Origin of the sequence: Streptomyces sp. NPDC051214 (genome assembly GCF_040682375.1) — a bacterium.
Taxonomy (GTDB): Bacteria; Actinomycetota; Actinomycetes; order Streptomycetales; family Streptomycetaceae; genus Streptomyces.
In genome coordinates this window covers 71,662-94,814 of record NZ_JBFBAT010000006.1, presented here as the reverse complement: position 1 = coordinate 94,814, position 23,153 = coordinate 71,662, and the positions used below count along the sequence as shown (strand labels likewise).

General features: G+C 71.8%; 21 protein-coding genes and 1 pseudogene. 10 read left to right on the top strand and 12 right to left on the bottom strand.

Annotated elements, in window-relative coordinates:
* Window positions 1–4: 4 nt before the first annotated feature.
* Complete coding sequence (locus tag AB0M70_RS17025; protein ID WP_365820770.1) at window positions 5–1,429, bottom strand: xylan 1,4-beta-xylosidase; 1,425 nt, start codon at window positions 1,427–1,429, stop codon at window positions 5–7.
* Window positions 1,430–1,591: 162 nt separating this feature from the next.
* On the opposite strand from AB0M70_RS17025, the gene AB0M70_RS17020 reads away from it, so the two are divergent.
* Window positions 1,592–2,686, top strand: coding sequence for a DUF5925 domain-containing protein (locus AB0M70_RS17020; protein WP_365820769.1), 1,095 nt, complete (start codon window positions 1,592–1,594; stop codon window positions 2,684–2,686).
* A gap of 149 nt (window positions 2,687–2,835) precedes the next feature.
* Here AB0M70_RS17020 and AB0M70_RS17015 read toward each other — a convergent pair whose 3' ends face one another.
* Window positions 2,836–3,228, bottom strand: coding sequence for a GntR family transcriptional regulator (locus AB0M70_RS17015; protein ID WP_365820768.1), 393 nt, complete (start codon window positions 3,226–3,228; stop codon window positions 2,836–2,838).
* Window positions 3,229–3,300: 72 nt separating this feature from the next.
* Between AB0M70_RS17015 and AB0M70_RS17010 the strand changes: the two genes are divergently transcribed.
* Both AB0M70_RS17010 and AB0M70_RS17005 read left to right on the top strand, forming a co-directional pair.
* Window positions 3,301–4,230 (top strand): GNAT family N-acetyltransferase, encoded by a 930-nt coding sequence (locus AB0M70_RS17010; protein WP_365820767.1) that lies wholly within the window; start codon window positions 3,301–3,303, stop codon window positions 4,228–4,230.
* On the top strand, window positions 4,211–4,729 hold the full coding sequence (locus AB0M70_RS17005; RefSeq protein WP_365820766.1) for a DUF402 domain-containing protein: 519 nt from the start codon (window positions 4,211–4,213) through the stop codon (window positions 4,727–4,729). Before AB0M70_RS17010 ends, AB0M70_RS17005 begins: the two co-directional genes overlap by 20 nt.
* Here AB0M70_RS17005 and AB0M70_RS17000 read toward each other — a convergent pair.
* Window positions 4,730–5,236, bottom strand: a pseudogene (locus AB0M70_RS17000) (NUDIX domain-containing protein); the annotation flags it as partial.
* Window positions 5,237–5,383: 147 nt separating this feature from the next.
* On the opposite strand from AB0M70_RS17000, the gene AB0M70_RS16995 reads away from it, so the two are divergent.
* Window positions 5,384–5,524, top strand: coding sequence for a hypothetical protein (locus tag AB0M70_RS16995; protein ID WP_363210756.1), 141 nt, complete (start codon window positions 5,384–5,386; stop codon window positions 5,522–5,524).
* A gap of 22 nt (window positions 5,525–5,546) precedes the next feature.
* Here the strand turns inward: AB0M70_RS16995 and AB0M70_RS16990 are convergent, their stop codons facing one another.
* From AB0M70_RS16990 to AB0M70_RS16975, 4 genes are read right to left on the bottom strand one after another with little or no spacing between them, the layout of a single operon-like run.
* On the bottom strand, window positions 5,547–6,038 hold the full coding sequence (locus AB0M70_RS16990) for a GNAT family N-acetyltransferase (protein WP_365820765.1): 492 nt from the start codon (window positions 6,036–6,038) through the stop codon (window positions 5,547–5,549).
* A complete protein-coding gene (locus AB0M70_RS16985; protein ID WP_365820764.1) occupies window positions 6,035–7,543 on the bottom strand; it encodes a tripartite tricarboxylate transporter permease in 1,509 nt (502 codons plus the stop codon). The genes AB0M70_RS16990 and AB0M70_RS16985 overlap by 4 nt, the downstream gene beginning before the upstream one ends.
* 1 nt (window position 7,544) lies before the next feature.
* Window positions 7,545–8,087 (bottom strand): tripartite tricarboxylate transporter TctB family protein, encoded by a 543-nt coding sequence (locus AB0M70_RS16980; RefSeq protein WP_365821130.1) that lies wholly within the window; start codon window positions 8,085–8,087, stop codon window positions 7,545–7,547.
* Between the two features lie 14 nt (window positions 8,088–8,101).
* Window positions 8,102–9,085, bottom strand: a complete 984-nt coding sequence (locus AB0M70_RS16975; RefSeq protein ID WP_365821129.1) for a tripartite tricarboxylate transporter substrate binding protein — start codon at window positions 9,083–9,085, stop codon at window positions 8,102–8,104.
* 249 nt (window positions 9,086–9,334) lie between these two features.
* On the opposite strand from AB0M70_RS16975, the gene AB0M70_RS16970 reads away from it, so the two are divergent.
* Both AB0M70_RS16970 and AB0M70_RS16965 read left to right on the top strand, forming a co-directional pair.
* A complete protein-coding gene (locus AB0M70_RS16970; protein WP_365820763.1) occupies window positions 9,335–10,021 on the top strand; it encodes a response regulator in 687 nt (228 codons plus the stop codon).
* A gap of 253 nt (window positions 10,022–10,274) precedes the next feature.
* Window positions 10,275–11,285: a lytic polysaccharide monooxygenase gene (locus AB0M70_RS16965; protein ID WP_365820762.1), complete on the top strand. Its 1,011-nt coding sequence runs from the start codon at window positions 10,275–10,277 to the stop codon at window positions 11,283–11,285.
* Window positions 11,286–11,352: 67 nt separating this feature from the next.
* Here the strand turns inward: AB0M70_RS16965 and AB0M70_RS16960 are convergent, their stop codons facing one another.
* The 3 genes from AB0M70_RS16960 to AB0M70_RS16950 form a co-directional block, all read right to left on the bottom strand.
* Window positions 11,353–12,234 carry an alpha/beta fold hydrolase gene (locus AB0M70_RS16960; protein WP_365820761.1) on the bottom strand — a complete coding sequence of 294 codons (882 nt, stop codon included), beginning with the start codon at window positions 12,232–12,234 and terminating at the stop codon, window positions 11,353–11,355.
* A 177-nt stretch (window positions 12,235–12,411) separates the two neighbouring features.
* Window positions 12,412–13,080, bottom strand: a complete 669-nt coding sequence (locus AB0M70_RS16955; protein WP_365820760.1) for a response regulator transcription factor — start codon at window positions 13,078–13,080, stop codon at window positions 12,412–12,414.
* The gene (locus AB0M70_RS16950; protein WP_365820759.1) at window positions 13,077–14,375 is read right to left on the bottom strand and encodes a sensor histidine kinase; all 1,299 of its coding nucleotides are present in this window, start codon (window positions 14,373–14,375) and stop codon (window positions 13,077–13,079) included. Before AB0M70_RS16950 ends, AB0M70_RS16955 begins: the two co-directional genes overlap by 4 nt.
* Window positions 14,376–14,508: 133 nt before the next feature.
* On the opposite strand from AB0M70_RS16950, the gene AB0M70_RS16945 reads away from it, so the two are divergent.
* Together AB0M70_RS16945 and AB0M70_RS16940 are read left to right on the top strand one after the other, a co-directional pair.
* Window positions 14,509–15,417: an ATP-binding cassette domain-containing protein gene (locus tag AB0M70_RS16945; RefSeq protein WP_365820758.1), complete on the top strand. Its 909-nt coding sequence runs from the start codon at window positions 14,509–14,511 to the stop codon at window positions 15,415–15,417.
* Window positions 15,414–16,256: an ABC transporter permease gene (locus tag AB0M70_RS16940; RefSeq protein ID WP_365820757.1), complete on the top strand. Its 843-nt coding sequence runs from the start codon at window positions 15,414–15,416 to the stop codon at window positions 16,254–16,256. Before AB0M70_RS16945 ends, AB0M70_RS16940 begins: the two co-directional genes overlap by 4 nt.
* A 12-nt stretch (window positions 16,257–16,268) precedes the next feature.
* Here AB0M70_RS16940 and AB0M70_RS16935 read toward each other — a convergent pair whose 3' ends face one another.
* Together AB0M70_RS16935 and AB0M70_RS16930 are read right to left on the bottom strand one after the other, a co-directional pair.
* Window positions 16,269–17,243, bottom strand: coding sequence for a hypothetical protein (locus tag AB0M70_RS16935; RefSeq protein ID WP_365820756.1), 975 nt, complete (start codon window positions 17,241–17,243; stop codon window positions 16,269–16,271).
* Window positions 17,240–20,674: a DNA polymerase III subunit alpha gene (locus tag AB0M70_RS16930; RefSeq protein ID WP_365820755.1), complete on the bottom strand. Its 3,435-nt coding sequence runs from the start codon at window positions 20,672–20,674 to the stop codon at window positions 17,240–17,242. The genes AB0M70_RS16935 and AB0M70_RS16930 overlap by 4 nt, the downstream gene beginning before the upstream one ends.
* Window positions 20,675–20,849: 175 nt before the next feature.
* Between AB0M70_RS16930 and AB0M70_RS16925 the strand changes: the two genes are divergently transcribed.
* The gene (locus AB0M70_RS16925) at window positions 20,850–21,911 is read left to right on the top strand and encodes a DUF3533 domain-containing protein (protein WP_365820754.1); all 1,062 of its coding nucleotides are present in this window, start codon (window positions 20,850–20,852) and stop codon (window positions 21,909–21,911) included.
* A 49-nt stretch (window positions 21,912–21,960) separates the two neighbouring features.
* On the top strand, window positions 21,961–23,106 hold the full coding sequence (locus AB0M70_RS16920) for an AAA family ATPase (protein ID WP_365820753.1): 1,146 nt from the start codon (window positions 21,961–21,963) through the stop codon (window positions 23,104–23,106).
* The last annotated feature ends 47 nt before the right edge of the window (window positions 23,107–23,153 follow it).

Below are 23,153 nucleotides of genomic sequence, written 5' to 3'. Positions count from 1 at the left end.
CGGATCACCGCTTCAGCCACTTCACCTCGTACCCCTTCATCGCGAAGCGCTTGCCGTCGACCTTCGCGTCGATCGGGCGGTCCAGGGTGTTCACGACGAGCACGGTCTGCTTGTCGGCCAGCACCCGTACGTTCGGTACGTCGTCGGCGGCGACGGAGACCTTCTCGTACCGCGTGCCGGGCGGGAACGCGTCGCTGAACCGGGAGAGCATGGTCAGCATCGGCAACTCCGTTCCGCCGTCGTCGAGTTCGGTGGAGCGCCACAGGCAGCCCGCGCAGCGCTCGCCCCTCTTCTGCGGGTTCCAGTAGAAACCGCTGCTCGCGCCGCCGCGGGCCATCGCCATCAGCCCCGATGCCTGGACGGCGACGCGGTGCGGCTCGGACCAGTCGTCGCGGTTGTCCTCGCTGTCGCCCGGCTCCACGTAGTACTCGGCCCACCACAGGGGCAGGTCTCCGGTGCGCTCGCGCACCCACTCGCCGACCGCCGTGAGCTTGTCGGTGGCCTTGAACTCGTCGGGGAGCATCTCGTCGTCCACGGTGTAGCTGGAGCCGTCCACGACGACGAAGTCGGCGCCCGCCTTGTTCTTGTTCCAGTGGTCGAAGGCGTCGAGCACCCGCTGATCCATGCGCCCCCAGGGGCCCTTGACCGTCTTCGAGGCGCCCTCGGTCTGGCGCGGGTCGACGCTGTCCATGACGAGGTAGGGGCCGCCGACCATGATGTCCTCGTTGACCTTCTTGAGCTCCTTGTAGACCAGGTTGTAGAGCTCGGTGTAGCCCTCGTAGTCCCAGCGGGCCTCCTCGTTGTTCCAGAAGCCCTTGAATTCGTTCCAGACGATGAAGTGCCTGACGTCCGGATAGCGTTTGGCGACGGTCGCCGCGAGCTTCGCGAAGTCCTTGTAGTGGGCGCGCTCCGGGGCGGTCTCCAGGGCCTGCTGGCTCCAGTCGGTGTTGTCCGCGCCGGGCTTGCCGCCCTTCATCCAGTCCGGGGCGCAGCACAGGGTGACGACCGGCGTGCCGTCGGTGGCGCGGATGAAGTCCATCCGCCGGTCCATCTCCTCGAAGTCGTAACGCCCCTTGACCGGCTCGGGGTTGCTCGCGCCCCAGCCCATGATGTGCTGGATCTGCGGCAGGGGGCGCGGCTGCCCCGCGAGCAGCTCCTCGGCACGCTCCGTGGCCGCGGCGCCGCCCTCGTCGGCGCTGTACTGGGTGTGGGTGAAGCCCCAGCCGACGGCCGGCTCCGCGTCACCGGGCGGGACGGCGGGGGTGCCGTGCACCTTGTCGCCGTCGCGTGTGGTGCCCTCGGTGCCCTTGCCGTCATCGGGAAGCGTGGTGATGACGGTCAGGACCAGGGCCAGTGCGACCAGACCAACGCCGAGCAGCGCGGCGAGCCGCCACCGCTGTGCCCCCGAATTCCACCCATGACGTCCCATCAAGGACAACAGTAACGGCGGTAGTTGGTGGTAGGACAGGTTCCGCACCACGGGTTCGCAACCGATCGTGGTGCGACGGAGCGCGGCGGGAGTACGGCGGGAGTACGGCGGAGTGCGTAAACCGGGATGCACGCGGGCACTTGTGTGCCGGATCATGGCGGCATGTCTGCGAACCCTCAGGACACCTTGCCGATCCGGCTCAACGTAGACGACAGCGACTCCCCGTCGGATGTCGTGGACGCCCTCTTCCTCGGCCGCTTCGCCACCGGCGAGCAGCCCTTCTCGCACAGCTCCAACATCGACCGCGTCAAGTCCGGCAGCACGCTGCTCCCGCCGGGCGCGACGGTGCTGCGCGCGGCCCGCGACGATGACCGCAGCGCCACGCTGGCCGAGGGCGACGGCTGGACGCTCCTGATCTCGCGCTGGAACCGCGGCGCGGACGTCACGGTGACGGCGACGAGCGCCGACCTCGCGCAGAAGGTCCTGAAGCAGGCGACGGACGGCGCGCAGGACGAGCCGGAGCCGCAGCCGGACAACGTGACCATGGGGTTCTGGTATGTCTCGCCCCGGCGCGGTCCGCACCGCACCACGCGGCAGATCGCCGCCGGCACGTGGGAGGAGGTGCGGGAGAACTACACCGCGCCGGTCGCCGAGGCCATGGACTCCCTGATGAAGACGACCCCCGAGGACATCTCGGGCCGCCTCCTGCTCCTGCACGGCCCGCCGGGCACGGGCAAGACGTCGGCGCTGCGGACGCTCGCGCGGTCCTGGCGCGACTGGTGCCAGGTGGACTGCGTCCTGGACCCGGAGCGGCTGTTCAACGACGTCGGCTATCTGATGGACATCGCGATCGGCGAGGACGACGGCACGTCCAAGGGCCGCTGGCGGCTGCTGCTCCTCGAGGACTGCGACGAGCTGATCCGCGGGGAGGCGAAGCACACCGCCGGGCAGGCGTTGTCGCGGCTGCTGAACCTGACGGACGGGCTGCTCGGGCAGGGCCGCAACGTCCTGGTCGGCGTCACCACCAACGAGGACCTCGAGCGGCTCCACCCCGCGGTGGTCCGCCCCGGCCGGTGCCTCGCCCGGATCGAGGTCGGCGGCCTGACCCGCGCCGAGTCGGTCGGCTGGCTCGGCACCGACGAGGGGATCTCCCGCGAGGGCGCGACGCTGGCGGAGCTGTACGCCTTGCGCCGCGGCACGTCACCTACGGCGGTGCCGGATCCCCGGGAGGGGGCGGATGCGGGGCTCTATCTCTGAGCTGCTCCGCTGTGGGCAGGCGTTCCGCAGGGCGATGGGGGTCCCCCCGCTCGAACGCAGTTGAGAGTGGGGGAGGGTGGGCACAACACGAAGCTACTGGGTGCCGATGCAGCCAGGCGTCAAGCACCGCCCCGCCTCGGGCCAGAGATTCACCCCGAGTCCCCGTAGGCGGCCCGCAAAGCCTCCCGCGCAGCGGCAAGCGCGGCCTCCTCGGAGAGGCCCAGCCTGTGCGCCCGCTCGGCGAAAGCCTGCGCGGCGGCGGATGCCTCCCGCGCGGCCGCGTCCCCCGCGGCGGCGACGAACGTCCCGTGCCGCCCACGCGTCTCGATCACCCCGTCCGCCTCCAGCGCCCGATACGCCTTGGCCACCGTGTTGGCGGCCAGCCCGAGGTCCTGGGCGAGGCCCCGCACGGTCGGCAACTTGTACCCCACCGGCAGGGTCCCGCCCCGCGCCTGCTCGGCGATCTGGGCCCGCACCTGTTCGTAGGAGGGCACGCCACCCGCACCGGCGCCGCCACCGTCGATCTCGATCTTCAAAGTCACGCGGCGATTGTCCCGCACCCCCGCGGAAAATAAGAGGCACCCGGGCGCGCCCCGCGCGTAGCGTGCGGCACCATGACCGTTCTAGTCCGCGCCCTGCGCCCCGGTGACACGCCGGACGCCGCAGCGTTCGCAGCCGTACGCCGGGCCTGTGTGCCCGCCATGCTCGCCACCGCCGATTCGATCCGTTTCGACCTGGCGCACGCCCATCCCGACTCCCGCTACCGCCAGTTGGTCGCCGAGATCGACGGGGAGATCATCGGCACGGCACAGGTGGGCATCGCCCATGACAGCCCCGAGCCGGGCCAGGGCTTCGCCAACGTCTACGTACTCCCCAAGCGGCGCGGGCTCGGCGCGGGCTCGCTGATCGTGCGGACGGCGGAGGAGTACCTGGCGGGCGAGGGAGCCACCACGGTCTACTCCTGGGTGCTCGACGAGCCCGCGAACCTCGCCTTCGCCGCCGCACGCGGCTACCGCGCGAGCCGCTCGGCCCACTTCCTGCGCCTCGACCTGGCCGGTGGCCCGCTGCCGCCGCGCCAAGAGCTGCCGGACGGGGTGGAGTTGCGTACGGGGGCGTCGTTCGGGGACGACCCGCGCGCCCTCTTCGACCTGGACGCGGAGACCGTCGCGGACGAACCGAGCGATGTGGCCGCGGAGTTCACGGACTACGCGCACTGGCTCGCCGAGACCTGGAACCACCCCCTGGTGAACCGCGAACTGACCACGGTGGCCGTGGTTGACGGCCGCCCGGCCGCCTTCACCCTGGCCCAGACGGACGACGCGTCGCGCTACTCGAGCGGCATGACCGGCACGGGACGCGCGTTCCGCGGGCGCGGTCTCGCCAAGCTCGCCAAGAACGACTCCCTGCACCGGGCGCGGGCCGCCGGATACACGGAGGCGTTCACCGGAAACGACGCCGGGAACGAACCGATGCTGGCGATCAACAGCTGGTTCGGCTACGAGATCTGCGCGACGGAGGTACGCCATGTCCGAGACCTCGGGTGACACAGCTGACTCGCTGGAGGTGGTCCTGATGAAGGCGGGCCGCACCAAGATCCGCTACCCGGCGGAGGTGATCGCGGACGACGGCACGGTGGTGACGGTCCGCGCACCGTGGGCAGGCGCCGGGGTGCGGGACTTCGGCTTCGTACGCTTCGAGCCGGGCGACGTCTTCACGGAGCACTACTGGCGTGACCGCTGGTACGCCGTGAAGGAGGTCCGCACCTCCACGGGCGTCCTGAAGGGCTGGTACTGCGACGTGACCCGCCCCGCGACACGAGACGGCGCCACGCTCACGGTGGAAGACCTGGACCTGGACCTGTGGTGCTCGGCGGACGGCCAGACAATCCTCCGCCTGGACGAGGACGAGTTCGCACAAAGCAACCTCACCACAACAGGCCCCGAGGCAGCCTCAGCGGCCCTCGCCGCCCTGGACACCTTGGAACACCGGGCCCGAACCGGAGCCCCACTCTCCCCGCCCCTCCCCGGAGCCGCCCCGAACTGATCAGCCCCGGGACGGCGGGGCCAGCGCCACCAACCGCTCGCCCCCTCCCCTCTCGAACCGCACCGCGTCCCCCTCCTCCTGCCAGTGCAGGGCGAAGCGCTCCCCCGCGTGCCACGCCTTCAGGGCCGCCCTGCAGTACGCCACCATGTCGTCCGGCAACGCGTCCGTCCTGTGCCAGCTCAGTTCGTCGCACTTCTCGGGCTCCGCGTTGGAGGGCTCGCCGCCCGCGCCGTAGGGCGCCTCGAAGAACCAGCCGATGCGGGCCTCCTCGCCCGGCCCTCGGTGCTGCAGAACCAGTTCGGCGCTGACCTCGTCGGGGGCGAGGGTCAGGCCGATCTCCTCCCTGGCCTCGCGGATCACCGCCGTGCGGACGTCCTCGCCGGGCTCGACGTGGCCGGACGGGAGGTTGTACAAGCCGTCCCCGTAACCGGTGTTGGCGCGGCGGGCGAGGAGGACCTCGTCGCCGCGGCGGAGGATCAGGTGGACGTCCACCACTTCCTTGTGGCGGCGGGCCGCGGGCGGGACCTCGTCCCGGTCGATCGTCATCCGCCGATGGTGACACTCACCACTGACAATCCGGTTTCGACGAGAAACCCTCCCGGCAGAGGTCTACAGACGTCCCACCTTGGACATCGGTAGTACAGGGAGGCAGCCATGCGCCGTGTGACCGTGCACAAGACCGTCGGGAAGCCCACCAATCGGCAGATCCGGGAGAAGTCCGAGGAGCGGGAAAGCCCTCGCGAGCGCACCGAGGTCCGCAAGGACATCCAGCGGACCTGGTGGCCGGACGGGTGAGATCCCGGGGCGGAAGGGCGAGCTAGAGCCTCTTCCGGTAGTGGTAGCGGTCGTACGGCCCGTCCACCCTGCGCTCCACCACCTCGTAGCCGTACCGAGGGTAGATCTTTCGGTTCTCCCACATCAGCGCGTTCGTGTAGAGCCGGACCTCCGCCAATCCCAGTGACCGCGCCCGCTCGTCCACGAAGGCGAGCAGGCCGCGGCCCACCCCTTGGCCTGCCGCCTCGGGGTGGACCGCGATGCTGTCCAGGAACAGGTGGTCCTCGTGCGGGACGAGGACCAGGACACCCACCACCGGATCCCCGGTGACGAAGACCCGCCCCGCCGCCACATCCGCCGCATGATCCGCCCCCATGGGGGCGGGCACGACACCGATCCGCTCGATGTACGGGTGGTACGCCGCGTCCGTCACCGCCCGCACGGCGGGAACGTCGGCAGCGACGGCGCGGCGGACGGTGGTGGGGTTCTTCGGGTTATTCGGGTTCTCCCGGTTCTCCGGATTCTCCTGGGTCATGCCTTTACGTCTACGTCAGTGCTCCTGCCTCGCACCAGCAGTTTCTTCAGGAGCGGCCAGAGGACGATCAGCGCGATGATCGCGTACACCGTGATCGAGAAGGGCGTGTCGACCAGGCCGCTTACACTGCCGTCGCTGATCTGCAGGGCGCGGCGCAGCTGTTGTTCGGCGTTCGGGCCGAGGATGACGCCGATGACCGCGGGCAGGACGGGCAGCCCGTAGCGCCGCATGCCGAAGCCGATCAGGCCGATGATCAGCAGGATCACCAGGTCGAGGGCCTCGCCGCCGACCGCGTACGCGCCGACCGCGGCGAAGAAGAGGATGCCCGCGTAGAGGTAGGGCCTCGGGATGCGGAGCAGTTTCGCCCAGACCGGGGCGAGGGGGAGGTTCAGGGCCAGGAGGAGGACCATCCCGACGAAGAGCGACGCGATCAGGCCCCAGACCAGGTCCGGTTCACGTTCGAAGAGGAGCGGGCCCGGCTGGATGCCGTACTGCTGGAAGGCCGCGAGCATGACGGCCGCCACCGCCGTCGTGGGCAGGCCCAGCGTCAGCATGGAGACCAGGGTGCCCGCCGCCGACGCCGAGGATGCCGACTCCGGGCCCGCGACCCCCTCGATCGCGCCCTTGCCCCACTCGTCCTTGTGCTTGGACAGGCGCTTCTCGGTGACGTACGAGAGGAAGGTGGGGATCTCCGCGCCGCCCGCGGGGATCGCGCCGAACGGGAAGCCGATGAGCGGGCCGCGCAGCCAGGACTTCCAGGTGCGCTTCACGTCGGCTCTGCCGAGCCAGGGGCGGCCGACCGGGATCGCCTCGCCGCTGGTGCGCCGCAGATGGGCGGCGACCCACAGGGCCTCGCCGATCGCGAAGAGGCCGACCGCGACGATCACCACGTCGATGCCGTCGGCGAGTTGGAGCGAGCCGAAGGTCAGCCGCTGCTGTCCGGTCATCTGGTCGAGGCCGACCAGGCCGAGGGTGAGGCCGATGAGGAGGGATGCCAGTCCTCGTACGCGGGACGAGCCGAGCACCGACGTCACGGCGATGAACGCGAGGACCATGATGGCGAAGTAGTCGGGCGCCCCGATGTCGACCGCGAGCTCCGCGACCTTCGGGGCGAGGGCCACGAGGAGGATCGTGCCGATGATGCCGCCCGCGAAGTGCCCGATGGCGGCGGCCGCGAGCGCTTGTGCACCCCGGCCGGACTTGGCCATCGGGTTGCCTTCCATGGCGGCCACCACCGCCGCGCTCTCACCCGGTGTGTTGAGGAGGATGGAGGTCGTGGAGCCGCCGAACATCGCTCCGTAGTAGATGCCGGCGAACATGATGAACGCGCCGGTGGGTTCCAGGCCGTACGTCACGGGCAGCAGGAGTGCCACCGCCATCGCGGGGCCGATGCCGGGCAGGACGCCGATCGCGGTGCCCAGGAGCACGCCGATGGCTGCCCAGAGCAGGTTCATGGGTGTGAGGGCCGTGCCGAAGCCGTCCATCAGGGAGTTGAAGGCGTTCATGTCACAGCACTCCCATCAGGGGACCGCCGGGCAGCGGCACCCCGAGCAGGTTGTTGAAGACGACGTACGTGAGGAGGGAGAGCCCTGCCGCGATGAGCGGATCGCGGTCCAGGTGGCGGCTGCCGAGCGCGTACGCCGCGCCCCAGAAGAGCAGAGCGCCCGCGACGGGGAAGCCGAGCGGTTCGATGAGGACGGCGGCGCCGAGGAAGACTCCGGCGAGGAGCAGCACGGTGCGCCAGTCGGCGGGTTCGGACAGGTCGATGTCCTCGCCGCCCTCGGCCTCGCCGCGCCCGCCGCGCAGGACGTCGATCGCGAGGATGACGGCGACGACCAACAGTCCGATGCCTACGGCGATCGGGACGGTCTTGGGGCCGATGGGGCCGCGCTGGGCGATCTCGACGTCCATGGTGAGGGCGTCGGTGAGGACGAGGGCGCCGAGGGCGAGCAGCATGAGGCACACGCCGAGTTCGGAGTGTTCGCGCAGCCAGGTTCGGCGGCTGCCGCCGCTTCCGCCGTCGTCGGGCGGGGTTTCGGTGGTCGGGATGGGGGTCGGGGTCGTCACAGTCCCAGCTCCTTCAGCACGGACACCACGCTCTTGTCCTGGGCGGCCAGGAAGTCGCCGAACTTGTCGCCGGTGAGGAAGGCGTCGTCCCAGCCGTTGGTCTTGAGGGACTTGCGCCACTGGGGGGAGTCGTGGAGCTTTTCGACCAGGCCGGTGAGTTTCTTGCGTTCGGCGTCGGAGAGGCCGGGCGGGGCGACGATGCCGCGCCAGTTGGTGAAGTTCACGTCGTAGCCGGACTCTTTGAGGGTCGGTCCGTCCAGGCCCTTGGCCCGCTTGGGGCCGGTGGTGGCGAGAAGGCGCAGCTCGCCCGACTTGATCTGGTCCAGGTATTCGCCGACGCCGGAGACGCCGAAGGCGACCTTCTTGCCGAGGATCGAGGCGAGGAGTTCGCCGCCGCCGTCGAAGGGGACGTAGTTGACCTTCTTGGGGTCGATTCCGGCGGCGCGCGCCATCAGCATCGGGGCGAGGTGGTCGGGGCCGCCGGGGGACGAGCCGCCGCCGACGGGGAGTTTGCCCGGGTTCTTCTTCCAGGCGGTGACGAGCTGCTTGATGTCCTTGTACGGGGAGTCCTTGGCGACGACCACGACGTCCGGTTCCTCGGTGAGGCGGGCGATCGGGGTGGTGTCGGCGAGGGTCTTGGGCGAGTCGTTGGAGCGGGCCGCGCCGACGACTCCGAGGCCCATGGACATGGCGAGCTTGCCGTTGCCGTGTTCGCCGACGAGGCGGCTGAGGCCGACGGTGCCGCCGGCGCCGGGCAGGTTGAACACCTCGATGTTGTGGGTGAGTCCGGCGTCCTCGGCGTTCTTCGCCGCGGTGCGGGCGGTGATGTCGTAGCCGCCGCCCGGCGTGTTGGGGACCATGAGGCGCAGGCCGGGGATCTGTGTGCCGGTCTCGGCCTCGCTGCCCGTGGAGAGCAGCGGCGGCCCTGCGAGCACGAGCAGCGCGGCCCCGAGCAGGGCAAGGGGTGTGCGCAGACGCACGTGTGCCACCACCTGTCGGTACGTAGTCGGGTACCTGGTCGGTACGGGGAGTTGGTGCGGCCGGGCTCCCCGTGGGGGGAGGGAACCCGGCCGCCGTCCGCGGGGACGGGGAGGCCTCGGGGACATCTCGGGGACACCTCGGGGATTCCTGTGAGGTGGCCCACATGTTGCCTGCGCGTTAAGAAGCTGTCTCTCTTCCGGAATCAACGGACGTTGTGGTCGTTGTGGTCGCGCCCATAGCCTGCGGCGATGACAAGGGTGCTGGTCGTGGACGACGACTTCATGGTCGCCAAACTGCACAGCCGTTATGTGTCCGCGGTGGACGGGTTCTCGGTGGTGGGAGTGGCGCACAGCGGCGCGGAGGCGCTGGCGGCGGTGGAGCGGCTGCGCCCCGATCTAATCCTGCTCGACGTCTATCTGCCCGACATGGACGGGATCGCGGTGCTACGGGAGTTGCGGGCCGTCGAGGAACGCGACCGGGACCGGCAGCCGCTTGACGCGTTGTTCATCACGGCCGCGCGGGACGCGGAGATCGTGCGGTCGGCGCTGCGGGCCGGGGCGCTGCACTACCTCATCAAGCCGTTCAACCAGGCGGCGCTGCGCGAGCAGTTGCTGCATGTGGCGGCGGTGCGGGCGCGCCTCGCCGGCCTGGACGAGGCGCGCCAGGAGGACGTCGACCAGATCTTCGGCACCCGCCCGCCCGGCTCCCGCGAGCTCCCCAAGGGCCTGGCGGCCCACACGGCGGACCTGGTCGAGCAGACGCTGCGGGCCCACCCCGGGGGCCTGTCCGCCACGGAATGCGCCCAGGAGGGCACCCTCTCCCGCGTCAGCGCCCGCCGCTACCTGGAGTACTTCGCGGACACGGGCCGCGCGGAGGTGACGCTGCGGTACGGGGGGACGGGGCGGCCGGAGCGGCGGTACCGGTGGGTGCGGTAGCGCTCCGCGTCTCTTCAGGGCGGTCAAATCGGGCACGACCTGAGCGGAGCCTGAGGGCTTCCTTAACCGCACCATAAAGATCGCCATCACCCCCTCCCAGCAGGCGAATCCGGGGATTTCAGCGGCTAGTTTTCTCGGCGCCGGGCCGGTTACGAACCGTCGGCGCCGCACGTGATCGGGGGGCGGCACCGGCCGTTCGCAACCGTCTCGTGTCCCCCACCCCCCCCAGAAGAGCCGCTGAGGAGAACCACTCATGACCGCACGCCGCAAGGTCGCCGCGATCGCCGCCGTCGGCATCGCCCCGCTCGCCCTGACCGCCCTGTCGGCCGCCCCGGCCGCCGCGCACGGTTCGATGACGGACCCGGTGAGCCGTGTCTCCGCGTGCTTCCAGGAGGGCCCGGAGTCCCCGAAGTCGGCCGCCTGCAAGGCCGCTGTCGCCGCGAGCGGCACGCAGGCCTTCTATGACTGGAACGGCGTGAACATCGCCAACGCCGCCGGCAAGTCGAAGGAGATCATCCCCGACGGCAAGCTGTGCAGCGCGGGCAACGACAAGTACAAGGGCCTCGACCTGCCGCGCGCCGACTGGCCGTCCAGCAAGATGTCCGGCGGCAACCACACCTTCCGCTACAAGGGCACGGCCCCGCACAAGGGTTCCTTCGAGCTGTACATCACGAAGGACTCGTACGACCCGGCCAAGCCCCTGAAGTGGTCGGACCTGGAGGAGAAGCCGTTCGTCGACGTCGCCGACCCGAAGATGGAGAACGGCGACTACGTCTTCGACGGCAAGGTCCCGGCCAAGTCGGGCCGCCACCTGATCTACTCGGTCTGGCAGCGCTCGGACTCCCCCGAGGCCTTCTACACCTGCTCCGACGTCGTCTTCGGCAAGGACAGCGGCGGCGGCGAGGCCGCGGCTCCGGCCCCGACCGCCTCCGCGCCCTCCGAGAAGGACATCGCCGCGGGCGCCGAGAAGTCCACCGTCGAGCACAACGGCCACGGTGACAGCGACCACGAGACGGGCGCCGAGGCCACGGAGGCGGCCCCGGCCGCGGGTGGCGACACCGGCGCGGGTGACGACGCCGCCGCCAACCAGCCCGAGGTGAACGGCGGCGACGCGAAGCCCGTCGCCGCCGACGAGAACCTCGCCGAGACCGGCGGCGACAGCACCACCCCGTACATCGCGATCGGCGGCGCCGCCGCCCTCGCCATCGGCGCCGCGGCCATGTTCGGCACGGCCCGCCGTCGCACGGCGCGCCACGGCCGCTGAGACCGGCAGGACCTACGGTGAGCCGCCGCTGACCCCGTCAGCGGCGGCTCTCGTCGTGATTCCCGGCTCAGGAGAAGCAGGTGCTCGGCGTCGCGTGCGCCGGGTCGAGCGCGTTGGCGACCTCGTGGTGCGCCACCCGGTCGAGGATTCCGATCGCCACGTGCTCGGACGCGTCGACGGGGCACAGGTCCTGGACGGTCACGTTGCGTACGCCGGGGCCGTTCAGGAACTGCGAGCGGTACGGGGTGACGACCTCGTCGTACTTGGTCGCGATGACGGTGTAGCGCACACCGGGGACGGTGTCGCCGCCTTCGTTGAGCTTGGTCAGGAACGGCGATCCGGCCACCTGGTCGGCGAGGGCCGGCGTCCTGGTGGTGAGCAGGTCCTCGATGCCGGGGAAGTAGGGCAGCAGCCTGGTCAGGCCGAGCAGGGTGGTGCCGTGGTTGTCGGGCGCGAGGCCGATCAGGGCGTTGACCTTCTCCGCGCCGCCGAGGAACTTCAGGTAGTGGCGGGGCATCATGCCGCCCTGTGAGTGGCCCACGAGGTCCGCCTCGGCGGCGCCCGTCGAGGCGAGCACCTTGTCGACGAAGCCGTCGAGCTGCACGGCCGACTTGTCGATCGGTCCGAGCCCGTTGAAGAACGGGACGCCGGGCAGCTGGCCGTAGTCGAGGGAGTAGACGCAGTAGCCGCGCCGCACCAGGTAAGGCGCGAGGACGAGCCAGTTGTCGATGGAGTTCCCGAAGGTGCCGTGGACGAGGACCACGGGTCGGGGGTGAGCGGCGGACGGCCGGCAGTCGTAGTCGTTCCAGCCGCTCGACGAAGAGGCAGCGGCGGCAGGCGCGGCGGTCGCCGTGGTGGCGGTGGGGGTGAGGGTGAGCAGGCCCGTCACGAGAAGCGTCATGAGGAGGGCGGCGGTGAACGCTCTGAGCGCTCGTCTCCAGGGCAGCATCGTGGGATCTCCTTGCGGCTCAAGGGAGTTGCGATGAGTGAGCCCTGTGATCCGGATCACCAGGATGCCGTGCACACGACAAATTACGGGCGAGTAGTAAAAGTGTGAAGCTACGCGTCGGCAAAACTTCCAGCAGCCACTGGCACGGTCCCCCGCGACCAGCTTCGCCCGGCGCAGCTACCGCGGCGGCGCGACCAGCCCCACCTCGTACGCGATGATGACCAGCTGGACCCGGTCGCGGGAGTCGAGCTTGGCGAACAGCCGCGCCACATGGGCCTTCACCGTGGCCACGGTGATGAAGAGTTCGGCCGCGATCTCCGCGTTCGACAGACCCCGGCCGACCAGCGTCAGCACCTCGCACTCCCGGTCGGTGATGCCGTCGACCGTCCGCCGGGCCCGCTGCTCCCGCACGGGCCGCGCGGCGAACTCCGCGATCAGACGCCGGGTGACGCTCGGCGCGATCAAGCCGTCCCCCGCGGCCACCACCTGGATCGCCGCGAGGATGTCCTCGAGCGCCATGTCCTTGACCAGGAACCCGCTCGCGCCCGCGCGCAGCGCCCCGTACACGTAGTCGTCGTCATCGAAGGTGGTGAGGACGAGGACGCGCGTCGCCTCCACCTCCGCCGTGATCAGGCGCGTGGCCTCGATGCCGTCCATGCCGGGCATGCGGATGTCCATCACGACCACGTCGGGGCGCAGGTCGCGCGCCAGTTGGACCGCTTCGGCGCCCGTTCCCGCCTCCCCCACGACCTCGATGCCGGGGTCGTCGGCCATCAGGACGCGCAGGCCCGCACGGACGAGGGGCTGGTCGTCGGCGAGGACGACCCTGACGGCGGGGGCGCTCACCGGGCCTCCACCGGTGTACGGGACTCCAGCGGTGGCAGCGGCAGCAGCGCCGTCACCCGGAAGCCGCCCTCGGGGCGCGGCCCCGCGGTGAACCGGCCGTGGAGCAGGGCGACGCGCTCCCGCATGCCGACGAGGCCGAACCCGGTGCCGGCGGGCAGGCCACCGCGGCCGTCGTCCTCGACCTCCAGGGCGAGTTCGGTCTCCCGCCGGTCGACGGTCACCCGGCAGGCGTCCGTTCCCGCGTGCCGTACGACATTGGTGAGGGCCTCCTGCAGGATGCGGAACGCGGCCAGGTCGATGTCGGCGGGCAGCGGCCCGCGCTCCCCACGCCACCGGATCTCCGCGCGGACTCCGGCGTCCCGCGCCGCCACGGCGAGGCGGTCGACGTCCGCGAGCCCCGGAGCCGGTTCGCGGGGCGCCGCGGACGCGGCGGGGGCGCGCCCTTGCCCCTCGTCCGCCGCGTCCGGCCCCGCCTCCGGTCTGCGCAGCGCGACCAGCGTCCTGCGCAGCCCCGCGAGGGTCTCCCTGCTGGTGGCCTCGATGGTTCTGAGCGCGTTGCGGGCCTCCGCGGGCTGGGTGTCTATGACCCGGCTGCCCACGCCCGCCTGGATGGCGATGACCCCGATGCTGTGCGCGATCATGTCGTGCAACTCCCGTGCGATGCGCAGCCGTTCGGCGGTGACGGCGCGGGCGGTGGCCTGGGCGCGCAGCGCGTCGGCGTGCGTACGGCGCTCGCGGACCGAACTGCCCGCCATCCAGGCGGCGATGAGGGCGACGGCGACGAAGGCCACGGTCTCGCCGTTGTTGGTGGCCCAGCCCGAGGACTGGCAGCCGTCCGCCCGGTACGGGGTGGGGGGCCGGCAGCCGCTGTCGGGCGGGAAGGCGAAGAGGGTGAGGGCCTGGGTGGTGAAGGTCATGAGGGCCGCGGTGACGGAGAGGCGGCGCGAGCGGGTGGCGGCGAGATAGCCGACGGCGCAGACCCCGGCCAGCGTCTGGAGGTAACTGATCTCGGTCGTGCGCATCTCCATGCCGGCCGTCACCGCGCCCAGGAGCAGGAAGGCCAGCGCGGGCAGTGGCCGGCGCCTGAGGAGCGAGGCGACCACGGCCGTCAGTGCGATCGACGCGAGGACCAGCAGGGCGTCGAAGCCCTGCTGTCCGTTGTCGAAGGTCACGTACGTGACGGCCGGGTAGACGACGGCTCCGCTCCAGGCCAGGCCCGTGCGCAACGGCGGCCACAGGCGCCGGCGCCGGCCGCGCCCCTCCTCGGCCACGGGCTGACCTGGGTCGATGTCCATGCGCCGATCGTATGTGCCCTTTGCGCGCAGGGGTATTGGCCCACGGTCCTACGCCCGTGGGCCACCGGAGCCCGTGGCGGGTGTGGCCTTCGGTCCGATGCCGTGCGGCCCGGCGGACGGCACCGTGGTCCAGGTGATCGAAGTCAACGAACTGACGAAGCGGTACGGCGACAAGAGCGCCGTCAAGGACCTGAGTTTCACCGTGCGGCCGGGCCGGGTCACCGGTTTCCTGGGCCCGAACGGCGCGGGCAAGACGACCACCCTGCGGATGCTGCTCGGCCTGGTGACCCCCAGCGGCGGCTCCGCCACCATCGACGGCCGCGCCTTCGCGTCCCGGCCGCGCGGCCTGCGCCATGTCGGCGCGCTGCTCGACGCTGGCGACGTGCACGGCGGCCGCACGGCGGCGGCGCACCTGGCCGCCCTGGCGCGCGGCAACCGCATCCCGCGGTCCCGGGTCGACGAGGTGCTGCGCGAGGTCGGCCTCGCCGAGGTGGCCCGGCGACGCACCGGCGGCTTCTCGCTGGGCATGCGGCAGCGGCTCGGCATCGCCACCGCGCTGCTCGGCGATCCACCGGTACTGCTCTTCGACGAACCCCTCAACGGACTCGATCCGGAAGGGGTGTTGTGGGTGCGCGGGCTCTTCCGCCGCCTGGCCGCCGAGGGCCGCACGGTCTTCGTGTCCAGCCACCTGATGTCCGAGATGGAGAACACCGCCGACCAGCTCGTCGTCATCGGCCGGGGCGAGCTGATCGCGGCGGAGAGCCTGACCGACTTCGCGGCGCGAGGGACCCGGCTGAGCGTGACGGTGCGGACGCCGGACGCCCTGAAGCTGACGGACGCGCTGATCGCCGAGGGCGCTTCGGTCGAGGCGGACGGCGACGCGCTCACCGTCACCGGTCTTCCCGCGCCTCGCATCGGCGAACTCGCCCTGCGCGAGCGGCTTTTGCTGCACGAGCTGACGACCCGCACCGCCTCCCTGGAGGAGGCGTTCATGGAACTCACCGCCGACAGCGTCGAATACCTGGCAGGAGAGACGCGATGACGACCCTCGCCATCCCCACGGTCACCGAGCCGCGCGCCCGCTTCCGCGACCTCGTCGCAGCCGAGTGGATCAAACTCTGGTCACTGCGCTCCACGTACTGGGTCCTGGCGGCCGGCGCGCTGGTGGTCACCGGGATCGACGTGAACTCCGCGCTGACGAACCTCGACTGGCTCTCCCAACGGGACGCACCCGCGCCGATGGACCCGCGGATGCGGTTCGACACGCTGTCCAGCGCGTTCGTCGACCCCGCCTGGCAGATCCTCATGGTCGTCGCGGGCAGCGTGGGCGCTCTCGCGGTCTTCGGCGAGTACACCAGCGGCCTGATCCGTACGACGTTCACGGCCGTCCCCGACCGGCGTGCGGTGATGCTGGCCAAGGCGGTCGTCATGACGGCGGTGACGGCCACGCTCGGCGCGTTCGTCTCGGTGACCTCGTTCGGCGTGACGCAGGCGATCCTGCGGGAGCACGGGGGCCTGTCGATCGGCGACCCGGGCGCGCTGCGCGCCGTCGTGGCGTCCGCGCTGCTCGTACCGCTGAGCGCGCTGGTGGGGATGGCCGTCGGCGCACTCGTCCGGCACGCCACCGGCAGCATCGTCACGACCCTCGTGACGCTGATCCTGGTGCCCGCCTTCCTCCAGGGCGAGACGTACCGGTGGGTGAAGGAGCTCGGCAACGCGATGCCGATCACGGCGTGGAACGCCCTCATCGAGAACCCCGCGATGGATCACCCGCCGGCCAAGTACCCGGAGACCATCACGGAGGCATGGATCGTGTTCGCCGCGTGGCCGGTGGCCGCGGTGATCGTCACGGTGCTCGCCGTGCGACGCAGGGATCTGTGAGGAGTCCCGGTGCTACGCCGCCAGCGTTCCCGGCACGATCGCGCCCGGACCGAACTTCGCCCGCGCCCGGTCGGCCACCGCCTCGAGCTTGCGGGCCCTGTCGTCCACCGGGTCGAACATCAGCTGGTGGGCGGCGTGTTCGGCGGGGGCGAGCCCTTCGGCGCGCAGCGAGATGCCGCGCACCCGGGCCCGCTGGAGGCCGAGCGCCTCGTACATGCGGTACGCGGAACCGGTCAGGGCGCAGGAGTGCGCGGTCGGCTCGGGCAGCGCACGCGTGCGGCTCGTCGTGGAGCGGTCCGCGTAGCGCACGGTGAGGGTCAGGGAGCGGCAGACCTGGTCCTCGTCGCGCATCCGCGCGCCCAGTTCATCGGTGAGCGAGAGCAGTGCCCTGCGATGGCGTGCGGGGTCCAACTCGTCGCGGGGAAAGGCGTGTTCGGCGGCGAGGGAGCGGGCGGCGGCGTTCGGCACGACGTGGGCGCGGTCGACGCCGTTCGCCTTCTCGCGCAGCTCGCGGCCCGCTTTGGCGCCGACGAGGCGCTGCAGCGTGGACAGGGGCGCGGCGGCCACCTTGCCGATGGAGTCGAGCCCGTACGAGCAGAGGGTGCGGGCGGTGGCGCGGCCGACCCCGGGCAGTTCGGCGACCGGCTTCGGGCCGAGGAACTCCGCGACGGCGTCCGGCCCCGGGCCCACGAACCGGGTCACCCCGGGCGCGGCCTCCCGTGCGGCCATCCGCGCCAGCATCGGCCCCGGCCCCGCGCCGATCACGCAGTCCACCCCGTACAGGGCGAGCGCCCGCACCCGGATGACCGAGGCGAGCTCGACGGCGTCCCGCCCGAAGTAACGCATCGCTCCGCGTACGTCGACGAGGGCGGCGTCGGGCGGCAGGGCCTCGACGACAGGGCTGAACTCGCCGAGCAGCGTGAGCAGCCGGGGCACGGCGGCCTCGTACATGGGCGTCAGCAGAAAACGTACGCACAGCGTGCTCATCCCGCGCTCCCCGGGCTCTGGTGCCACAACTTCCGTCCGGTGGCCGCCCGTTCGCCGGGTGGCCGGAGGTCGGCCCAGGGGTGCATCTCGTACCCCGTGGACATCCGGATGCGACGGCCGCCGTCCGCCGGACTCCCGGCGGGCTCCCCCTCGGGTCCCGGCTCGGCGAGGCGCGCGCCCACCGCTTCGAGCCCGCCCTCCTGGCGCAGCTCGACCAGTTCCGCCAGGTTCCACGCGGCGGCGCCGACCACGCTGAGGCTGCGCGGCCCGCGCCGCTGGACCACTCCGCGGACCAGGAGCAGCCAGGAGTGGAAGACGGTGTGCGCGCACCGTTCGTGGGCGTCGTCGAAGAAGGCCAGGTCGACCAGGCCCGTGCCGTCGTCCAGGGTGGTGAAGATGACCCGTTTCCCGGAGCGGATCGGCGGGGTCTGGGTGGCCGCCTTGGCGCCGGCGACCAGGACGGTCGCCCCGTGTTCGGCCTCCCGCAGGCGGCGGGCGCTCCGCACGCCGAGCTCCCGGAGGAACTCGGCGTGGTCGCCCATGAGATGGCGTGAGGAGTCCATGCCGAGGACGCCGAGCTCGGCGCTGAGCCGTTCCGCGTCGTCCAGGTCGGGCAGACCGGCGGGTGCCGTATCGCGCCCGCCGGACAAGGGGAGTTGGGCCCCGGCCGCACCCCGCGAGCCCCGCCGGAGTTCCGTCAGGTGCAGTTGCAGATCGCGGCGGTTGGCGCCGAACGCGTCGAGCGCGCCGACCTGCGCGAGCCGCTGCGCGAGCGGTTTGCCGGGCCTGGCCCGCTCCCAGAAGTCCAGGAGCGAGGCGTAGGGCTGCCCGGCCTCGATCCGCTCGGCCTCTGCCTCGCTGATGCCGTGGACGTCGGCCAGCGCGAGGCGCAGGCCCCATCGGTCCGTGGCCGAGCCAGAACCAGACACCAGTTCGATACGGTGGGCGACCGCCGACCGGTTCACGTCCAGCGGAAGGATCGGCACCCCTCGCCGCCGCGCGTCCGCGAGCAGCAGCCGCTTGGGATACATACCGGGGTCGTGCGTGAGCAACCCGGCGTAGAACGCGGCCGGGTGATGGGCCTTCAGCCACGCCGACTGGTACGTCGGCACGGCGAAGGCCACCGCGTGCGCCTTGCAGAAGCCGTACGAACCGAAGGCCTCGATGATCTCCCACGTCCGGACGATCGTCTCGGCGTCGTAGCCCCTCGCCGCCGCCTGCTGCGCGAACCAGAACCGGATCCGCCCCTGCGACTCGGGATCGGAGAGCCCGCGCCGCACCCGGTCCGCCTCGTCACGTCCGCAGCCGGTCATGATGTCCACGATCTGGATGATCTGCTCGTGGAAGACGACGACGCCGTACGTCTCCTCGAGCGGGCCCGCCAGATCCGGGTGCGGGTAGCGGACGGGCGCGCGGCCGTGCCGGGCCTCGATGAAGGGCCGCACCATGTCGGCGGCGACCGGTCCCGGACGGAAGAGCGAGATGTCGACGACCAGGTCGTGGAAGGTCGCGGGCTGCAGCCGCCCGACCAGGTCACGCTGGCCCGGCGACTCGATCTGGAAACAGCCCAGTGTCTCGGTGGACTTGATGAGCTGATACGTCGCCGGGTCGTCCGGCGGCGCCGCGTCCACGTCCACCCGCTCACCCGTGGCCCGCTCGACCTCCCCCACCGCGTGCGCGATCGCCGACTGCATCCGCACGCCGAGCACATCGAGCTTGAGCAGCCCGAGGTCCCCCACGTCGTCCTTGTCGAACTGGGACATGGGCAGGCCCTCGCCGCTGGTGGGCATGACGGGCGTACGCGCGAGCAGCGAGGCGTCGGAGAGCAGCACCCCGCACGGGTGCATGGCGACCCCGCGCGGCAGCGCGTCCAGGGCCTCGACAAGATCCCACAGGCGGCCGTGCTTGTCCGACTCCCCGGCCACCGCCCGCAGTTCGGGCAGTTCCTCCATCGCCGAGCGGGCGTCGCGCGCGCGGATGTGCGGGAAGGACTTGGCGATCTTGTCGATCTCGGCCGGGTCCATGGAGAGGGCGGCGCCCACGTCGCGGATGGCGTGGCGGACCCGGTAGGTCTCGGGCATGGCGACGGTCGCGACCCGTTCGGCGCCGAAGCGGTCGATGATCGCGCGGTAGACCTCGATGCGGCGGGCCGACTCCACGTCGATGTCGATGTCCGGCAGGACGGCCCGCCGCGTGGAGAGGAACCGCTCCATGAGCAGGCCGTGCTCGACGGGGTCGGCGTGCGCGATGCCGATGAGGTGGTTGACCAGGGACCCGGCGCCCGAGCCGCGCGCCGCCACCCGGATGCCCAGGTCGCGTACGTCGTCGACCACTTGGGCCACGGTGAGGAAGTAGGAGGCGAAGCCGTGGTGGGCGATGATGTCCAGCTCGTGGTGCATCCGCTCCCAGTACTCACGGCGCCCGTCGTAACCCCGCAGCACCATCCCCGCCGCCGCACGCGAGGCGAGCACGCGCTGCGCGCTGCGGCGACCGGCGCCCACCAGGTGCGGCTCGGGGAAGCGGACGGAGCCGATGCCGATGTCCTCCTGGGGGTCGACGAGGCACTCGGCGGCGACCGAGCGGGTCTGTTCGACGAGACGGCGGGCGGTGTCACGGCGGAAACCGGCCGCCTCCACGATCCGCTCGGCGTTGCCCAGCATGGCGTCGGCGCCCTTCAACCACCGCTCCCCGCTGTCGAGTTCCTTGGTCGGGTCGACGGGGACCAGGCGGCGCGCGGCGTCGAGCACGTCGGCGACCGGGCCCATGCCCGGATCGGCGTAGCGGACGGCGTTGCTCAGGACGGGACGCACCCCCTGCTCGGCGGCGAAGCCGACGGTGCGGGCCGCGAGCCGCAGCGACCCGGGCCCGGCGCCTTCGCGGCCGTGCCACACGGACTCGAGGCGCAGCGCGTCCCCGTAGCGCTCGCGCCAGGGTGCGATGAGGCGGGCGGCCCGGTCGGGGCGCCCGGCGGCGAGCGCGCGCCCCACGTCGGAGGCGGGGCCGAGCAGCACGGTCATGCCGTCGCCGTGGTTCTCCTCCCACGGGAGCACGGGCCGGCCATCGCCGCTCCGGTGCGCGGCGGTGATCAGGCGGCACAGCGCGGCCCAGCCCGTGGCGCCGTCGCGGGCGAGGAAGGTCACGCGGGGGGTCGACTCGTCGATGAAGGCGCCTCCGCGCACCGGGGTCCGCCGCCGCGCGTCGTGCGGTGATGCCGGCTCCCCCACCGCGAGCTCGGCCCCGAACAGCGGCCGCACCCCCGCCTTCGCACAGGCCTTGGCGAACCGGACGGCCCCCGCGAGGGTGTCCCGGTCGGTGAGCGCGAGGGCGTCCATGCCCCGCTCGGCGGCGCGCTCGGCGAGCCGCTCCGGGTGCGAGGCCCCGTACCGCGGGGAGAACCCGGAGACGGTGCGCAGATGCGTGAACCCGGGCACACGCACCTCCTGAAACCCTGAACCGATCCGACCTCACATCCCCCGCCTCCACCATAGACCAACTTTCGAACGCGTGTGCGACGACCGACCGACGGTCGAGCCGAACCGCACCCCCCTTCGCCCATTCGGCCCCGCCCACCTGCGGGAACGCCAAGGGGCACGGAGCGTGGGGGGCATGAGTTTCACCGATGAGTTGAAGAGCGCCGTCACCCCGCGAGCAGCCCTGCTGGTCATCGGTGTACTGGCCCTGCAGCTGCTGTTCATCGCCTCCTACGTAGGGGCCCTGCACGACCCGAAGCCGAAGGACGTGCCCTTCGGAGTCGTCGCTCCGGGACCCGCGGCCCAGGAGACCTCGGACAAGCTCGGGAAACTCCCCGGCGACCCGCTCGACCCGCGCGTGGTCAAGGACGAGGCCGCCGCCCGGCACCAGATCATGAACCGCGACATCGACGGCGCCCTGATCGTGGATCCCCGGGGCACCACCGACACCCTCCTGGTCGGCTCGGGCGGCGGCACCGTCCTCGCCACCGCCCTGGAGAAGATCGCCACCGAGGTCGAAGGGGCCGAGAAGCGGACGGTCAAGACCGTGGACGTGGCCCCGGCGTCCAGCAAGGACTTCGACGGGCTCTCGTCCTTCTACCTGGTCGTCGGCTGGTGCGTCGGCGGCTACCTGTGCGCGTCGATCCTGGCGATCAGCGCGGGCGCCCGTGCCACCAACCGCCAGCGCGCCCTGATCAGGACCGGCGTCATGGCGCTCTACTCGATCGCGGGCGGTCTGGGCGGCGCGCTCATCATCGGGCCGATCCTCGGCGCCCTGCCCGGCAGCATCATGGGCCTGTGGGGCCTCGGCTCGCTCGTCGTCTTCTCGGTCGGCATGATCACGCTCGCCCTGCAGTCGCTGACCGGCATCGTGGGCATCGGCCTCGCCGTCCTGCTCGTGGTGATCGCGGGCAATCCGAGCGCGGGCGGCGCCTTCCCGCTGCCGATGCTGCCGCCGTTCTGGAAGGAGATCGGCCCCTGGCTGCCGCCGGGCGCCGGCACCTGGGTGGCCCGCTCCATCGCGTACTTCAAGGGCAACGCGATCACCGGACCGATGCTGGTGCTCGCCGCCTGGGCGGTCCTCGGCACCGTCGTCACCCTGGTCATGTCCGCGCTGCGCGGAGACCGCCAGCCGGGTCAGCGGCCGGCGATGGAGGACCCGGAGACGCACACGGACTCCGGCGCCCACCGCCGGTGAAGGCCCGCTTCCCCCGGGCGTTGTCAGACCCGGGTGCGAGGCTTGAGCGATGATCACCACTCTCGCCGTGGAGAACTACCGCTCCCTGCGCAAACTGATCGTCCCGCTGGACCGGCTGAACGTCGTGACGGGCGCGAACGGCACCGGCAAGTCGAGCCTGTACCGCGCGCTGCGACTGCTCGCCGACTCCGCACGGGGCGGCGCGGTCTCCGCCCTGGCCCGCGAGGGCGGCCTCCCCTCGGCCCTGTGGGCAGGCCCGGCGAAGGCGGAGGCCACCAGCCTCCGACTCGGCTTCGCCGGCGACGCGTTCGGGTACGCGGTGGACTTCGGCCATCCGATCCCCACCTCGGGCGCCGGCGCCGAGCCCTCCCTCTTCAACCTGGACCCGGAGATCAAGCGCGAGTGCACCTGGGCCGGACCCGTGCTGCGCCCCGCCGCGCTGCTCTGCGACCGCGCGGGCCCCGCCGTGCGCACCCGCACCGCCGACGGCGGCTGGCACCGCACCCAGGGCATCAGGCCGTACGACAGCATGCTCGGCGAGCTGGCCGACCCGCAGCTCGCCCCCGACCTGCTCAGGCTGCGCGAACTGATCCGCTCCTGGCGGTTCTACGACCACGTGCGCACCGACGCCGATGCGCCGGCCCGCGCCGCCCGCATCGGCACTCGTACGCCGGTCCTCGGCCATGACGGCGCCGACCTGGCCGCCGCGCTCCAGACCATCCGCGAGATCGGCGACCCGGCGGCGCTCGACGCCGCGGTGGACGACGCCTTCCCGGGCAGCCGGGTGCGGATCGTCGACAGCGGGGGACGCTTCGAGCTCCAGCTGCACCAGCGCGGACTGAACCGCCCCCTGGGAGCGGCCGAACTGTCCGACGGCACACTGCGCTTTCTGCTGTGGACCGCCGCCCTGCTCACGCCCCGGCCGCCCTCGCTCCTCGTCCTGAACGAGCCGGAGACGAGCCTGCACCCCGACCTCCTGCGCCCCCTCGCGGACCTGATCCTCACCGCCACGAAGGACACGCAGATCGTCCTGGTGACCCACGCCCAGCCCCTCGCGGACGCGGTCGCCAAGGGCGCGATGCGCCACCGGATCGACGTGAACTCCATAGAACTGCTCAAGGAGTCGGGGCAGACACAGGTGGCGGGCCGAGAGAGCCTCCTGGACGAGCCCCTGTGGTACTGGCCGAAGCGCTAGCAGCGCCCCGTAGGGGCGCGGGGAACTGCGCGCCCAGCCACGTACGA